We start from the raw sequence: 15,763 nt of genomic DNA on the forward strand, positions 1-15,763 counted from the left end.
CGGCCTTATCCTTATATCCAACGAAAGACCGTCAGCGCACACAGGAGGAGCGCGCCGGCTTTTCTGGCGGCTGGCACGCAGCCAAGCGGGGCATGGCGGTCTCAAACGAGAGGAGGCAAGCTATGTCAGAGGAGAAGTGGGTTTGCACAGCCTGCCCTGGCTGGGGCGACCACGAGTTTTGCGCCATCAAGACCATCACCAAAGATGGCGAGATCGTCCGCACCGAGCACATCGACTACCAGGGTGCCGAGGCCGGCGAGGGCCACATCTGCCAGAAGGGCATCATGTCCTGGCGCCAAGTGTACGCCGAAGATCGCCTGCTCTACCCCCTCAAGCGCGTCGGCGAGCGCGGCGAGGGAAAGTGGAAGCGCATCAGCTGGGACGAGGCACTCGATGAAATCGCCGAGAAGCTGCTCGACATCCGCGAGAAGTACGGCGCCGAATCCGTCACGTTCTGGAACATCACCACGTCGCTGCCCCCGTCGCAAGGACTGGACAGCTTGCTTGGCGAGCGTCTGAACTGCCTGTGGGGCGGCACTGACCCCTTGAACGCGTACGGCCTCGACAACGGCCCGTACTACTCCAGCTACTTCGATCTGGGCGAGTTCTACAAGTACATGATGATCGACCCCGTCAAGTTCGACGGCTCCCAATACATCATCGTATGGGGCGGCAACCCCGTCGAGAACCAGCAGCGCGTGGCCAAGCACATCGTCGAAGCCAAGTCGCGCGGGGCCAAGATCGTTGACGTGGGCTTGCTGTTCGACGGCACCGCCGGCTACGCCGACTGGTTCATCCCGGTCAAGCCCGGCTCCGACACGGCGCTGGCCCTGTGCATGGCGAACCAGATCGTGCAGCGCAGGGAGTACGACGAGTCCTACCTGGTCAAGTACACCGTCGCGCCTCTGATGGTCGACGTGGAGAGCGGGCTGTACGCCCAACCCGAGGACGGCAAGTTCTACTGGTTCGACGAGGAGGCCGGCCAGATGAAGGTCGCCGAGCGCGGCCAGGAGGAGTACCCCGGCAAGCCGGCGCTCGAAGGCACCTACCAGATCGACGGAAAAGACGTCAGGCCCGCGTTCCAGATGCTCAAAGACCACCTGAGCACCTACACGCCGGAGTACCAGGAGTCCATCACCGGCGTTCCCGCGCGCGACGCCATCAAGCTGGGTGAGGAGTACTCCTCCCACCGTCCCGCCTTCATAGTGGGAGCCCTGGGGCTCCGCTACCAGAACCAGGGCGACGCGTATCGCGCCTTCTACCTGCTCGGCATGCTCACGGGCAACCTCGGCAAGCCGTGCGGCGGCGTGACCTCCGAGATCCAGCCTTGCGGCTTCCCGCTGATCTTCAACAACCTGCCCATCGTCTACCCTGAGGGCCGCGAGAACGACAAGGCCCATTACGTGAAGCAGGCTGACTACTTCGAAGACGTGAAGAAGGGCAAGTACAAGGCGTTCCTGAACGTGTCAGGCAACCCGGTTCACAACTGCCCCAACCGCTCCCGTTGGATCGAGGACACCTTCCCGCAGATGGAGCTCATCGTCGACATCGACATCTGGATGACCGACACCGGCGAGTACGCCGACTACGTGCTGCCCGCGTGCATGCCCTTCGAGCGCACCGAGCTGATCGCCGCCGCCCAGTACAACCACATCGTGCTGCAAGAGCCGGCGGTCGAGCCGAAGGGAGAGGCGAAGGATCCCAGCTACATCTACCGCGAGCTCGGCACGCGCCTGGGCTTCGGCAAGTACTTCGAGGGCATGGAGGCGGAAGACTGGATCGCCATCCGCCTGGACAGCCAGTCTCCGTTCATCGCCAACATCGAGCCCAAGGTGACCGTCGAGCGCCTGAAGGAGGAGAAGATCATCCGGGCTGCCGTGCCGCCCGTTCCGTGGGACCCGTTCCTGGGAATGAAGTTCCCCACGCCCACCGGCCACATGGAGTTCTACTCGAGCCGCCTGGCGACCATCGGCGTCCCCATGGCCTTCTACCACGAGCCCTACGAGGTTCCCACGCTCAAGACCGAGCGCGAAGGCACGTCCAAGTTCCCCTACCAGTTCTTCAGCGGCCGCCAGCGCTTCTTCATGCAGTCCATGTTCACCGATGACCCGGTGATGGCAGAGCTCTCCGGAGGGAAGCCGACCGGGCGCATCAACCCCGTCGACGCAAAGCGCGAGGGCATCAAGGACGGCGACAAGTGCGAGGTGTTCAATGACCGCGGCCACTGCATCGTGGAGATGCGCATAGACAACGCCATGCCCCCAGGGACCATCCAGGTGTGGTTCGGCTGGCGCAAGCGAGCCTTCGAAGACGGCGGCATGTACTCCGAGCTGCTGGTTCCCCTGGGAGAGAGGGGCACCATCGACAAGGCAGCCGAGTTCTGGTGGGACTGCACCGTCGCCGACTGCGCCGTCGGCCCGCTGCTGGGCGGCGCCTACAGCGGCATGGCCGGCGCTTGGGACACGATCTGGGACTGCGCTTGCGACATTCGCAAAATCGAGGACAGCGAGAACGAGGAGGAGGCAGAGTAGCCATGGCAGAGATCAAAGAGAGCACCATATTCGTCGACCTGCTTCGCTGCACCGGTTGCTGGACCTGCGCCCTATCCTGCATGACCGGCAACGATCTGGAAGACGGGCGGTATTTCGTCACCGTTCGCACCAACGGCTCGGGCGAGGGCATCGACCGCCCCTCCGGCACGTGGCCTGACCTGCGCATGAGCTGGATGCCCGTCTACTCCAAGCACTGCGTCAAGTGCGCTGACCGCACCGCCGAGGGCCGCGCCCCCTACTGCGTGGGCATGTGCCCGAACAAGGCGCTGAGCTGGGGCGAGGAGGTTGAGGGCAAGATCGAGGCCTGCCGCGAGCGCGGAAGCCGCATCTTCCAGCTTCCCCGATGGGAGAACTCCCGCGAGGACGTGATCTACGCCTCAGCCGATCGCGAGATCATCTGAGAACCTGCTTTGCGATAGTCCTGAGAAGAAGCGGCGTCCTCTCCTGGGGACGCCGCTTCTTCGCGCGGAAGCTGACAGGGCGCGCCTTCGACGCGTGGCCGCCGTCCCTCGCCCCGCGAGGCGCCGCCTCTCCCTTGCAAAACTGCAAGGGAGGCGCGCGTCCGAGAGCGCCATTTCGTCGCGAGGCGGGCAAGCTCTCTCCCCTGTCAGCCGCCACCTACGGTATACTCTTCGCTCTGAGAAGCAAGCGTCCGCATGGGCGGGCGTGCATTCGAGCCGAAGGAGGGCTTCTTTGCAAGGCAAAGACAGCGAAGCGGGGTCGGCGGCCGTAGGGTACGGCCTCGCGATACTGCAGGCCGCCCTCTACTCCACGCTCGGCATCTTCGGGAAGCTCATCTACGCGACCGGCCTCGATGCGCAGCAGTCGCTCATCCTCCGCTTCTTCTCCGCAACGGTGCTGCTGGGTATCTTCATGCTCGTCTGGAGGCGGCAGGCGTTCGTGAGCCGACAGCCCTCGGTGTACCTCCAGGCCGTGTTCTTCTACATCAGCTCGATCTTCTACTTCTTCGCCGTCGAGCGCCTGACCGCCGGCATGACCACGGTGATCTTCTACACCTACCCGGCCGTGGTCGCCGTGGCCGGCCTGTTCGTCTTCAAGGAGCGGGTCAGCGCCTCCACCGTCATCGCGTTCGTGCTGGCCATCAGCGGCCTCGCGATGGTATCGGGGGTCGCGGCGGGCGAGGTCACGCTGGATGCGCTCGGAATCCTGTTCGGCATCGTCTCCTGCGTGGCGTTCGCCGCCTACACCATCCTCATCCAGAAGACCGGCCGCTCCGAGGGCCCCTTGACCGTCACCTTCACGCTGTCGTGGACGAGCCTGCTGGCTTCCTGCGTCGTCTTCGCCCCTTCCATCCCGGGGCTGCTCAGCCTCGACGCGTACCAGCTCATGCTGGGCGCCTTGATGGCGCTGTTCGCCACCATCCTCCCCATCTTCATCTACATCGAGGCGGTCAAGCGCATAGGCGGGACGAAGTCGTCCCTCATCGGCATCAGCGAGACGCCGTTCTCGCTGATCATCGCGTTCCTCGTGCTCGGGGAGACGCTGACCTTGGGGCAGGGCATCGGCTCGTGCCTCATCGTCGCCAGCATCGCGGTCATCACCATGGCTCCGCTGCTGGCGAAGGACAAGGAGTCCCGCTGACCTGCTGGCCTGCTGGCCTGCTGACCTGCTGACCTGCTGACCTGCTGACCTGCTGGCCCGCTGACCCGCTGGCCCGCTGGCCACACGCCGCCGAGCGCCGCTTCATTTGGGCCGTCCGCCTGCCTTGAGTTTTTGAGGTTCGAAGCCCTCGAATCCCTCGAGGCTCTCGGAACACCGACAACGCGCTCTTTTCATCCACGGTTCGGGAAAGCTGGATGGAAAACGCGCGTTATCGGTGCTTCGAGCCCCAAAAACCACCGACAACGCGCCTTTTGCATCCACTTCTCTCGGGAAATCGCCGACAACGGCCTCGTTTCATCCAGAATCGCCTGAGGGGTGGATGGAAAAGCGCCGTTGTCGGTAATGCCGCCTGTGGGGTGGATGGAAAAGCGCCGTTGTCGGTGACGCTGTCGGCGATCGACAGGTGGAGCAAGGAGCGGGCGGAGCAAGGGACAAGCCGGCAAAAACCGTTTCGCCCGCAACGACCGAAACGGCATGAAGCTCGCCGGCCAGCTGCCTCTCTTCGCAGGCCGCCGACCAGCCGACCAGCTGCGCCTCATCGCAGCCCGCCGGCCAGCTGCGTCTCTTCGCAGGCCGCTTCGGTTGGCTGGGCCCAGCGCGGCGCCCGAGAGCGTCATTTCGCTGCCCGCGCGCCCCGCCATCCCGCGAGGCGCCCCTCTCCCTTACAAAACTGCAAGCAAGGCGTCACCGCGCCCCCTCCTCCGGCAGATGCGCTATCCTTGGAGGCATCGAGAGAGGACCCGCCCATGCCCGACGCCGCTGATATCCCCCGCTTCACCTTCGCCGCCTACGCGCGCGACCGGTGGGCGGCGCTGCTCGTGGGGGCGTTCTGCCTGGCGGGGATGGTCTGCATGCTGTCGGTCCTCGGCATCGGAGCGCACGCCTGCCTGCTGGTGACGGGCTTCGTGGCAACCTGCCTGGTCGCCCTGTTCGTCAGCGACTTCGCGCGGCGCGCGCGGTACTACCGCGACGCGGCTGAGTTCGTCGCGCAGATCGGGCAGGTCGGGCAGTTCACCTCGCTCGTGGGGGAGCCCGAGTTCCTCGAGGGCCGCATCCTCTACCACGTCACCGACCAGCTCGCCAACGTGGCGAACGGCGAGAACGCCGCCGAGCGCGAGCAGGCGCAGGCGCACCGCGAGTACATCGAGCTGTGGATCCACGAGATCAAGACGCCCATCGCCGCCGCGAAGCTCATGCTCGCGAGCATGCACGGCCAGCAGGCCACGAAGCTCAAGGGCGAGCTCGAGCGCATCGAGACTCAGGTCGACCAGGCGCTCTACTCCGCGCGCTCGACCTCCGTCTCCAACGACTACGCCATCCGCGAGCTCAACCTGGCCTCCGCGGTGCGCGCGGCATGCCGCAAGAACACCCACTTCCTCATCGAGCGCGGCGTGGAGCTGCGCGTGCAGGTTCCCGAGGAGACGTCCGTGCTCGCCGACGAGCCGTGGCTCACGTTCATGCTCGGGCAGGTGATAACCAACGCGGCGAAGTACGGCGCGCACGCCATCACGTTCTCGGCGCGCGAGGAGGAGCCCGGCACGCCGCGCGAGCGCACGGTACTCGAGGTGCGTGACGACGGCTGCGGCATCCCCGCCGCCGACGTGCCGCGCGTGTTCGACCGCGGGTTCACCGGCAGCGTGGGGCGCGCCCAGGGCTCGGCCACCGGCATGGGGCTCTACCTCGTGGCCGTCATGTGCGCGCGCATGGGCCTCGGCGTGGGGCTGGCCAGCGAGGAGGGCGTCGGCACGCGCGTGCTCTTCGCCTTCCCCCACGACCGCCGCCGCGCCTTGAGCACGAACCCCCCCCCCGTGGCGTTTTGACGGGTGAGGGGCGAGGCGCCTGCTGACGCGCGCCTTAACCGCTGGGGATGCCTGCGCACCTCAGCGACCGCGAGCGGGGCAAGGCAGCGCCAGCTAGGGCAGGTTTCGCTTGTCGAGGGCGTTGGCGGGATCGACGTTGCGGATGAGGCTTGGGGCGTCGAAGAGGGCCGCGCAGACGAGGTCCTCGCGATCGAGGACGTGGCATGCGCGCCCGAGGGCGTTCTCGAAGAAGGCCGCCAGGAACGACTCGTCGGGGAAGATGCCGGCGGCGGCGTTGCGGTACATGGCGCGCACAAGGGCATCGCGGAAGTAGCGGGCGTTGCTCTCGAAGGGCTCGTTCGACACGTCGAACCCCAGGTGGTTGAGGTAGAGCTCCGCGAACACCGCCACCGTGCGCGTATTGCCCTCGTAGAAGGGATGGACCTGCCAGAGGAATGCGAGGAAGTGGCAGAAGCCGGCAAGCTCGTCGCCCTCCAAGGTGGTGTAGAGCCTCCCCTGCTCCGCGGCGAACGCGCTCTTGAGAGCCATGTCGTAGGCCAAGGGGTCAGCGTACAGAACGCTGTCGCCGTTCAGGATCTCCTCCTGCTTCACCATGCGCTCGGCCTTGAGCTCGCCGGGGTGGTACACCGCGGGGTCGAGGTCCTGGAACAGGTAGCGGTGAACTTCCGCCAGCATGTCCGGCGCAAGGCAGAAAGGCGCCGCCGCCAGAAGCTCGGCGATGCGCTGGGCCACCAGGTCGGCTTCGCGGGTGTCGGCACGAGCGGCATCGTTGTGGTAGGCGCGCACGAGCCGCCCCGTCTCCTCGAGGGTGCGCTCGCCGCTCACATAGCCGGCAGCCGCTTCGCGCACATAGGGGGAGACCTCCAGGCCGTCAACGCGCTGCAAGCCGATGGCCACGGCCCAATAATGGCGTCGCGCCGCCTCCGACTCGTGCGCACGAGCAGGCTCATATGCGAAGCTGTCTAGACCCTCAGCCGTCATGGCCGCCCATCTTCTCTCTCGGGAACCCAACGGACTCACCTTACCACGAAACGCCTCCCGCCGTGGCAATCGCCCGCAGCGCGGCGAGGCGTTCGCCAAGCCCCTGCCCCTTCCTCGCTCCACCTCGCCCGGAGCCCCATCCCCTTCCTCGCCCCACCTCGCCCGGAGCCCCATCTCCTTCCCCACGCCTCCGCGCCCGGCGCCGCCCATCCCCTTCCTCACCTAGCCTGGCGCCCCCATCCCCTTTCCCACGCCTCCGCACCTGGCGCCGCCATCCCCTTCTGTCTCTCCCCTGTCATCCTGAGCGAGCGAAGCGAGTCGAAGGATCTGGCCCCGGGCATGGTGCGCCCGCATGCGCAATGTGCTCGCGGCCAGATCCTTCGACTCCGCGCCCTGCGGGCGCTCCGCTCAGGATGACATAAGGTGGGCACCTTCCCCGCGACGCTCCCATCCCCTTCCCCGTTCCGCCTCAGCTGACACTCCCTCCCCCATCCCGCTCCACCTCGCCTGGCGCTCCTATCCCATCCCTCACCCGCGTGCGCCTAACAAAGCTGTAAGCTAACCGTAAGCGGGTTCGATGGATGCCTTGCGGGCGCGTCCGTAAGATGAGAGCATCCGCAAGCAAAGGAGGCATCTCATAATGAGCGAGACATTCGCAACGCCGTCGGCCGCAACGCTCGGGTCGGCGGCCTTTTCCCGCGACAACTACGGCACGGGCGCGCACGCAGGCAGGGGTTCGGGCCGCGGCGTCGGCGCGCCCATCCTGAGCGTGCGCCAGATCGAGAAGGTGTTCGGCTCGCGCGACTCGGTCACCCACGCGCTCGCCGGCGTGAGCTTCGACGTGGAGGCCGGCGAGTTCGTCGGCATCATGGGCCCGTCAGGATCGGGCAAGACCACGCTTCTGAACTGCGTCTCCACCATCGACAAGCCCACCGGCGGCCACATCCTCGTGGACGGGCGCGACATCACCGGCCTCTCCAAGCGCGCGCTGGCGAAGTTCCGCCGCGACGATTTGGGCTTCATCTTCCAGGACTCCAACCTGCTCGACACGCTCACGGGCTACGAGAACATCGCGCTCGCGCTCACCATCAAGCACGACGCCCCCTCCTCCATCCCCGCGCGCGTGGAGTCGATCGCGCGCTCGCTCAGCGTGGAGGGCGTGCTCAAGCGGTACCCCCACCAGATGTCGGGCGGGCAGCGCCAGCGCGTGGCGGCGGCGCGCGCCATCGTGAGCGACCCCAAGCTCGTGCTCGCCGACGAGCCCACCGGCGCCCTCGACTCGCGCAACGCCCAGATCATGCTCGAGACGCTCGACCTCATGAACCGCGACATGGGCGCCACCATCATGATGGTCACCCACGACGCGTTCGCCGCGTCGTTCACCAACCGCGTGCTATTCATCAAGGACGGCACCTTGTTCAACGAGATCCGCCGCGGCGACATGGCGCGCGAGCAGTTCTTCAACCGCATCATGGAGGTCATCGCGTTTTTGGGAGGTGACGCGAGCCATGCTGCTTAAGCTCGCCGCGCGCAACATCCGCCGCTCGGTGAGGGATTACGCCATCTACTTCGTGACCCTCGTGTTCGGCGTGGCGGTGTTCTACGCGTTCAACTCCATCGGAAGCCAGAAGATCCTGTTCAGCATCGAAGGCGCTGACGCGAACATCTTCGAGGTGACCCAGGAGCTGCTCAGCACGTTCTCGGTGGTCATCGCGTTCGTGCTCGGGTTCCTCATCGTGTACGCGAACCGCTTCCTCATCAAGCGGCGCAAGCACGAGTTCGGCATCTACCTCACGCTGGGCATGAGCCCGGGCAAGGTGTCGCGCATCGTGCTGTACGAGACGGTGATCGTGGGCCTCGTCTCGCTCGCCGTGGGCCTGGTCTGCGGCGTCCTGCTGTCCCAGGCGCTCTCGTTCGCCACGGCGGCGTTGTTCACCATCCCGATGACCCATTACCAGTTCGTGTTCTCGAGCTCGGCGCTTCTCATGACGCTTCTGTGCTTCGTGGCCATCTACGTGGTGGTGGCGCTGTTCAACCTGCTCACGGTGCGCCGCTACAAGCTGATCGACCTGCTGAGCGCCAACATGCGCAGCGAGCGGATGCCCGTGCGCAACCCCTGGGTGTGCCTCGCCGCGTTCGTGACGGCGGTGGGCGTCCTGGCCGTGGCCTACCGCCTGCTCATCGAGAACGGCATGATCGACCTGGGAGAGCCGAGCTTCGTGTGGGCGACCGTGCTCATGCTGGTGGGGACGCTCGTGTTCTTCTGGTCGCTCGCAGGGTTCGCGATCGCCGTGATCACGCGGGCGCGCGGCACGTACCTGCGCGGGCTCGTGCCGTTCACCGTGCGCCAGATCGCGAGCAAGGTGAACACGGCGTTCGTGTCGCTGTGGGTGATCTGCGTGCTGCTGTTCCTGTCGATCACCACGTTCTCCACGGGCATGGGCCTCATCGAGGTGTTCTGCGGCGACATGGAGAAGGCGGCGCCCTACGACGCCACCATCCGCGCCGACGTGTACTACGAGGAGGAGATCGACCTCGCGCGCCCCACGTCCGAGAGCCTCACCGCGCGCGCCGAGGGCATGGCCGCGGAGCACCCCAAGGCGTACGCCGACGGCGAAGCCTACGGCTGGGACATCGAGGCGAAGCTGCGCGACGCGATTCCCACCTGGGGTGACTTCGTGAAGGAAAGCGCGCAGATCGACTACTGGGACGTGCCCGGATCAACGTACGCGCCGCTCGTGGAGGCCGCGGCAGACGTGGAGCTCTCCTCCGTCGTGAACGTGTCGTCCATCGCGGAGTCGAACATCCAGGTGGTGAGCGTCTCCCAGCTGAACGCGCTGCGCGCGATGACGGGCGCGGGCCCGCTCGCGCTGGCTGACGACGAGTGCGCGCTGGTCAACAACATGGACGTGGCTGACGAGCTGGCGCGCGCGTTCGTCGAGGAGGGGAAGGTCGCGAGCATCCTCGGGCATGACCTGCGAATCCAGGACAAGATCCTCGACGTGCAGTTCTTCGACAGCTCCATGGAGAGCACCGCGCTCATGTTCGTCGTGCCCGACCAGGTGGTATCCGAGCTGCGCGCCGGCGGCGCCATCCCGCTGACGAGCTATCTGAACCTCACGTACGCCGACGGCCTGAGCCCCGTCGAGGGCGACGAGGCGCTCTCCGCGGGGCTGGCGCAGGCGTTCCCGAAGGGCTCGCGCCCAGACCTCGGGAACGACTACACGTACGCCGACGACGCCTACGCCTACACGCCCGGGCTGTGGCCGGTGACGACCACGTACACCCAAGCCGAGATGAGCTCGCAGGCGGACGGGCTGCGCATGATGATCACGTACCTGGCGCTCTACGTCGGATTCATCTTCCTCGTGGCCACCGCCGCCATCCTGGCCATCCAGCAGCTCTCGGAGGCGGCCGACTCGCAGCAGCGCTACCGCCTGCTCGCGAAGCTCGGCTGCGACGAGCGCGCGCTCAACCGCTCGCTGTTCGCGCAGGTGCTCGTGTACTTCCTGGCGCCGCTGGCCCTGGCGGTGGGCCACTCCGCGTGCGCCATCGGCGTGTTGTCGGGCACGCTGTTCGAGGCGCTCGGCGCGCCCGTGCAAGGCCCCATCATGATGGCCGCCGGGTTCACGCTCGTCATCTACGGCGGCTACCTGCTCATCACCTACTTCGCCAGCAGGAGCATCGTGAAGCAAGCCATCCGCGGGTAGTGGGAACACGAGCAGCTTGCGCTTGCGGGCATGAGAGCATGCGGGCAGGAGAAAGGGAGGGGCCATCCGCTTCGTGCTGATGACCCCTCCCCGTTTTGTCCCGAGCGGGCGGCTGCCTGCGCCGTCTCCCCGTGTCATCCTGAGCGGAGCGCCCGGAGGGCGCGGAGCCGAAGGATCTGGTCGTGAGCAAGGGACACGAACATCAGACGCGGGGGAGGAGGAAGAGGCCGAAGAGGCAGAGCGGCGTCTTGCCCGTACCCCCCGCGTCATCCTGAGCGGAGCGCCCGGAGGGCGCGGAGCCGAAGGATCTGGTCGTGAGCAGGTTGTGCATGCGGGCGCGACGTGCTCGGGGCCAGATCCTTCGACTCGCTACGCTCGCTCAGGATGACATAAGGGGGGCATCCTCGCTCAGGATGACATAGGGGAAGTTCGCGCAGGGCGACACAGGGGGAGCCCCCTCTGGATGACATAGGAGGGAGGCTTGCTCAGGATGACACAAGGGGGGCATCCTCGCTCAGGATGACGTAAAAAGGAAAGCAGACCCTAAGTCACAGGTCGTTCGTAGCGTCAGCGAGAAGGGCCCTGGTGCCCGCAATTGCCCCGCCTTTGCACCAAGCGCACTTCGGTGCGCGCCGTGTGCAAAACAGTAAACAGGCCTGTGGCCTGTTTAGGACATACTATGCGCCCGAGAGGGCGCGCCCTGAGCGGCTAGGCCGATCAGGGCAAGGGCGAGTGCCAGGGCCCTTCGCAGCGTCGAGTCGTTCCGTCCGTTCCGTCAGGACGGACGGAACCTCAAGCCTAGTAGAGGCCGAAGAAGTAGTCCAGCTCGTCTTCCCAGTCGTCCTGGTCCATGACCCACTTCCCGCCTCGGTACTCCACGTCGACGGAGAAGTAGCCGTCCTTCTCCATGCCGGCCTCGTTCACGGCCTGCATGAACAGCTCGCCGATGCGGGCGTAGCCCTGCTCCTGCGTCATGCTTCCCGCCTCGCCGGACGCCTTGAAGTCGTTGAGCAGCTCATTGAAGCGGTCGAGCACGTCGAACACGTCGCGGCACGTGACGTCAAAGGCCACGAAGCCCTCGGAGCTGCGGTCGACCACGTACATGCTCACTTCGTAGTCGAAGCCCTGCGTCATGAGGCGCGCGTACTCCATGGGGTCGATGCCGCATTGCTCCATGGTGAGGCCCGTTCCCTCGGTGAAGTCCTCCTGGGCGAGCGCCGCGATGGAGGCGAGCATCTTCTCGTCGCCGCCCTTGATCTTGTCGAGCTCGGCGCTCACCATGTCGATGGCAGCCTTCTCGTCCTCGCTGTAGCCCGGAGCCGCCTCGTTGCCCGAGGACGCCTCGCTCGAGGACACGAGCCCTGGGCCGGAGCTGATCTCGTCCGACGCGATCTGGGACACGGCCATGCCGAAGAAGACGACGTAGCTGATGAGCACGACCAGCGAGAACGCAATGCCCACCACGCCGCAGATGCGTCCCGCCTTCGCCGTGCCCGCCGTGCCGCCGGACTTGAGGTAGCGGCCGGCCAGCACGATGGCGACGATGCCCAGCACGATGCCCAGCACCACCGAGCTGGAGAGCACGATGGCCAAGATGCCGCACACGAGCGCGCCCGTGGCCTTGCCCGCGGAGACGGGGGCTGCGCCGCCCGGATAGGGCTGGCCGTAGGGCTGCGGGCCCGCCGGCGGCTGCCCGTAGGGAGGCACCGCGCCCGCAGGCTGCTGGTAAGGCTGGTAGGGCTGGCCGGCTGCCGGCTGGGGCGCGCCGTAGGGGTTCGCGCCCGCGGCGCCCGGGGCTCCTGCAGCGCCTGGGGCAGGCGCGCCATAAGGGTTCGCGGCGCCCTGCGCGGCCGCGGGGCCGGCTGCGCCGCCGTACGTCTGCTGGTAGGGGTTGCCCACGGGCTGCACCTGCACCTGCGCGGCGCCCCCAGCTGCGGGGCCCGCGGCCGCGTACGCGCCTGCCGCCGGCTCGGCCGCAGCAGGCTGCACCGAGGCGTAGGGGTTCGCCGGCTGCGCCACCTGCGGCGCGTCGGCGGCCGAGACCGCAGGCTCCTCCACGTCGCCGTACGGGTTCACCACCTGGATGGGCGATGCCTCGTTGTCGCGGGCGTCCGTGCCGAACAGCGAGTCGTCGCCGCTGTTCCCTTGGTCGTTGTCGTTGAAGATGCCATCCCGGTCGGCCATGAGCGACCTCCTTCTCAGGTATGAAAAAAATGAGCCCGGGCGTTCAGGCCCAGGCTCATTGTACCTAACTTCGGGGAGCTTGCGGCGCGCAACGCCGCCGCATTCCCCCGCGCATCGCGCTCGTGCGCCTCATGCGGCGCGCAGCCCAGATGCGAAGCTCAGACGAGCGCACCAAGCGCCGCCCCGCGCTGCGCCTTGCACGCCGCCTCACGCAAACCTCACACGCCGCCTCGCGCCGCGCGCTCTCACGCCCCTAGTGCGCCATGTCCTTCTCGGTCAGGCGGCCGCGGAACGTGCGGTAGATCACCACGTGGTAGACCAGCACGAGCGGCAGGCCGATGCACAGGATGATCGTCATGTACGTCAGCGACAGCTCGGAGGCGCCCGCGCTCATGAGCGTGATGGCTTCGCCGACGCTGCCGGCGCTGGCCACCACGAGGTTCGGGAACATCGAGCACGCGAGCAGGCCCACGAGGCACAGCGCCGCAGCTGACTGCGCCAGAAACGCGATCAGGTCGTTCTTCTTCCCCATCACGAGGGCCGCCACGAGCGCCACCACCACGAGCGCCGCGAACAGCACGCGCAGGATGCCCAGCTCGGGAGCCATCTCGGGAGCCACGCCGCCCGCCAGCGCGAACGCGCTCACCACGGCGAACACCGCGAGCGCCGCGACCTGCAGCGGCATGCGCAGCTTGGCCGCGCGCAAGCGCAGCTCAGAGCCCTCGGGCGCCTTCAGCGCCAGCCAGCTCGCGCCCGCAGCCATGAACATGACCAGCCCGAGCACGCCCGTGAGCAGGGTGAACGGCGTCACCAGGCCCAGCAGCGGAATGCCCGCGTAGTCGCCGTTGGCGTCCATCGGGATGCCCGCGAAGATGTTGCCCACGGCCACGCCCAGAAGCAGCGCCGGGAGGAGCGAGCCCAGGAAGAAGCACACGTCCCACACCTTGCGCCACGCGCGGTCGCCCGCCCAGAACTCGAACGACACCGCGCGCACGATCAGGCCGAACAGCACCAGCATGACCGCCAGGTAGAAGCCCGAGAACGTGGTGGCGTACGCTGCCGGGAATGCCGCGAACAAGGCGCCGCCCGCCGTGAGCAGCCACACCTCGTTGCCGTCCCACACCGGCCCGATGGAGCGCCGCGCGATGGCGCGCTCCTTGTCGTTCTTGGCGACGAAGGGGTACAGCACGCCCACGCCCAGGTCAAAGCCGTCAAGGATGAAGTATCCCGCGATGAGGACGAAGATCAGGAAGAACCACAGTATGCTGAGAACGGTCATTATCGATCGCCCCCTTCCTCAGAAGCCTTCGCAGAGGCGGCTTCGCCACCCGCAGCAGGAGCCTTCGCGGCAGCTGCGCTCACGAACGAGCCCGCAGCGCTTGCGGCGACGGCCTCGACGTCGGTCTCGTCCTCGGTGGGACCGGCCGCGATGAACTTGGAGATCACGCGCGCCCAGCCGACGAACAGCAGCAAGTACACGACCAGGAACAGCACGACCGTGATGAGCAGCTCGACCGGCGTGACCGAGGCCGACGTGCCGTTCGCGGTGAGCAGGGACACGCCGTCAGGGCCGGTGGTCGAGGGGTACACCACGTAGGGCTGGCGACCGAGCTCGGCGGTCATCCAGCCGCACTGGATGGCGAGGAACGGGAACACCGGGCAGATCAGCAGGAGATACTGCAACCAGCGCATGCTCTTCACCTTCGCGCCCTTGCGCGAGAACACGAGCGCGAGCACCGCGCACAGCGCGATGGCGCCGAACATGGCCACCATGAGGTGGTAGGTCTGGAAGACGAAGTTCACCGGCATGGTCTCAGGGTCGATGTCGGCGTACTTCTCGGTCTGCGCCAGGTCGTTCAGGCCGGGGAACTCAGTGTCCCACGTGCCGGTGGCCAAAAAGCTCGTGCCGCCGGGGATGGCGAAGGGCGCGAGCACCTTCTCGCCGCTCTCGTCAACCCAGCCGAACGCGTACAGCGGCGGGGCCTCGGACTCGTACATGCCCTCCATCATGGCGAGCTTGGTAGGCTGCTCCTCCGCCACGATGACGGCCGAGGAGTGCGCGGTGCCCAGCATGACGCAGGTCGCCACAAGGCCCACGACGGCACCCACGCGCATCATCTTCATGGCAGCGCCCTCGTGGCGCTTCTTGAGGAGGTACCACGCGGCCACGGCCATCGAGATGAACGCGCCCATGATGAGCAGGCCCACCACGGTGTGCCCGTAGCGCGACAGCGTGGAGGGGTTGAACGCGGCGGCGAAGAAGTCCGTGATCACGGCCTGGCTGCCGTCAGCGGAGAGCTCGGCGCCCGCGGGCGTCTGCATCCACGAGTTGGCGATCAGGATCCAGAGCGCGCTCAAACACGAGCCGAACCAGACGAGCCACGACGACGCGAGGTAGAACTTCGGGCTCACCTTCTTGCGTCCGAACAGAAGCACGCCCAGGAACACCGACTCCAGGAAGAACGCGAACAGGGCCTCGGCGGCCAGCGGGGCGCCGAAGATGTCGCCCACGAAGCGCGCGTAGTTGGCCCAGTTGGTGCCGAACGAGAACTCCATGGTGATGCCCGTGGCCACGCCGATGGCGAACGTCGCCGTGAAGATCTTCACCCACATGCGCGCGAGCGCATCGTCCTCTGCGGACTTCGTGCGGTACGCCTTCGTGGCGAAGATGGCCATGATGAGGCCGATGCCAATGGTGATTGGCACGAAGATGAAGTGATAACTTGCCGTCAGGGCGAACTGCAACCGCGCCAGCAAGACCGGATCAGCCAAGAAATCCATAGACCCCCTCCTTACCTTTCCTCAATTGCTCCTAATTGCTACTAGCCGAGTAACATTGTAACCGCTCCGCGCATCGTTAAGAAGCACGATCAACGTTTTTCTGAGCGAATGT

10 protein-coding genes are annotated in these 15,763 nt (G+C 66.6%); 6 read left to right on the forward strand and 4 right to left on the reverse strand.

Annotated features, from left to right (window positions below; genetic code table 11):
• Window positions 1-122 precede the first annotated feature (122 nt).
• From G7Y50_RS00355 to G7Y50_RS00370, 4 genes are all read left to right on the forward strand, one after another.
• Window positions 123-2,531 carry a molybdopterin-dependent oxidoreductase gene (locus G7Y50_RS00355; protein WP_165047126.1) on the forward strand — a complete coding sequence of 803 codons (2,409 nt, stop codon included), beginning with the start codon at window positions 123-125 and terminating at the stop codon, window positions 2,529-2,531.
• A gap of 2 nt (window positions 2,532-2,533) precedes the next feature.
• A complete protein-coding gene (locus G7Y50_RS00360) occupies window positions 2,534-2,953 on the forward strand; it encodes a hypothetical protein (protein WP_165047129.1) in 420 nt (139 codons plus the stop codon).
• A gap of 292 nt (window positions 2,954-3,245) precedes the next feature.
• Window positions 3,246-4,154 (forward strand): DMT family transporter, encoded by a 909-nt coding sequence (locus G7Y50_RS00365; protein ID WP_165047131.1) that lies wholly within the window; start codon window positions 3,246-3,248, stop codon window positions 4,152-4,154.
• A 767-nt stretch (window positions 4,155-4,921) separates the two neighbouring features.
• Window positions 4,922-5,995 carry a HAMP domain-containing sensor histidine kinase gene (locus tag G7Y50_RS00370; protein WP_165047134.1) on the forward strand — a complete coding sequence of 358 codons (1,074 nt, stop codon included), beginning with the start codon at window positions 4,922-4,924 and terminating at the stop codon, window positions 5,993-5,995.
• Window positions 5,996-6,088: 93 nt separating this feature from the next.
• Here the strand turns inward: G7Y50_RS00370 and G7Y50_RS00375 are convergent, their stop codons facing one another.
• A complete protein-coding gene (locus tag G7Y50_RS00375; RefSeq protein ID WP_165047136.1) occupies window positions 6,089-6,976 on the reverse strand; it encodes a Fic family protein in 888 nt (295 codons plus the stop codon).
• A gap of 640 nt (window positions 6,977-7,616) precedes the next feature.
• On the opposite strand from G7Y50_RS00375, the gene G7Y50_RS00380 reads away from it, so the two are divergent.
• Window positions 7,617-8,495: an ABC transporter ATP-binding protein gene (locus tag G7Y50_RS00380; protein WP_165047139.1), complete on the forward strand. Its 879-nt coding sequence runs from the start codon at window positions 7,617-7,619 to the stop codon at window positions 8,493-8,495.
• The gene (locus tag G7Y50_RS00385; RefSeq protein ID WP_165047141.1) at window positions 8,485-10,686 is read left to right on the forward strand and encodes an ABC transporter permease; all 2,202 of its coding nucleotides are present in this window, start codon (window positions 8,485-8,487) and stop codon (window positions 10,684-10,686) included. The genes G7Y50_RS00380 and G7Y50_RS00385 overlap by 11 nt, the downstream gene beginning before the upstream one ends.
• A gap of 798 nt (window positions 10,687-11,484) precedes the next feature.
• Here G7Y50_RS00385 and G7Y50_RS00390 read toward each other — a convergent pair.
• The 3 genes from G7Y50_RS00390 to G7Y50_RS00400 all read right to left on the reverse strand — a co-directional run bounded on the left by G7Y50_RS00390 (window position 11,485) and on the right by G7Y50_RS00400 (window position 15,651).
• Window positions 11,485-12,870, reverse strand: a complete 1,386-nt coding sequence (locus G7Y50_RS00390; RefSeq protein WP_165047144.1) for a hypothetical protein — start codon at window positions 12,868-12,870, stop codon at window positions 11,485-11,487.
• A 253-nt stretch (window positions 12,871-13,123) separates the two neighbouring features.
• Window positions 13,124-14,149 (reverse strand): cytochrome d ubiquinol oxidase subunit II, encoded by a 1,026-nt coding sequence (gene cydB / locus G7Y50_RS00395; RefSeq protein WP_165047146.1) that lies wholly within the window; start codon window positions 14,147-14,149, stop codon window positions 13,124-13,126.
• Window positions 14,149-15,651 carry a cytochrome ubiquinol oxidase subunit I gene (locus G7Y50_RS00400; RefSeq protein ID WP_165047149.1) on the reverse strand — a complete coding sequence of 501 codons (1,503 nt, stop codon included), beginning with the start codon at window positions 15,649-15,651 and terminating at the stop codon, window positions 14,149-14,151. Before G7Y50_RS00400 ends, cydB begins: the two co-directional genes overlap by 1 nt.
• Window positions 15,652-15,763: the final 112 nt, after the last annotated feature.

The organism is Adlercreutzia sp. ZJ176, from assembly GCF_011038975.1.
Classification (GTDB): domain Bacteria; phylum Actinomycetota; class Coriobacteriia; order Coriobacteriales; family Eggerthellaceae; genus CAAEEV01.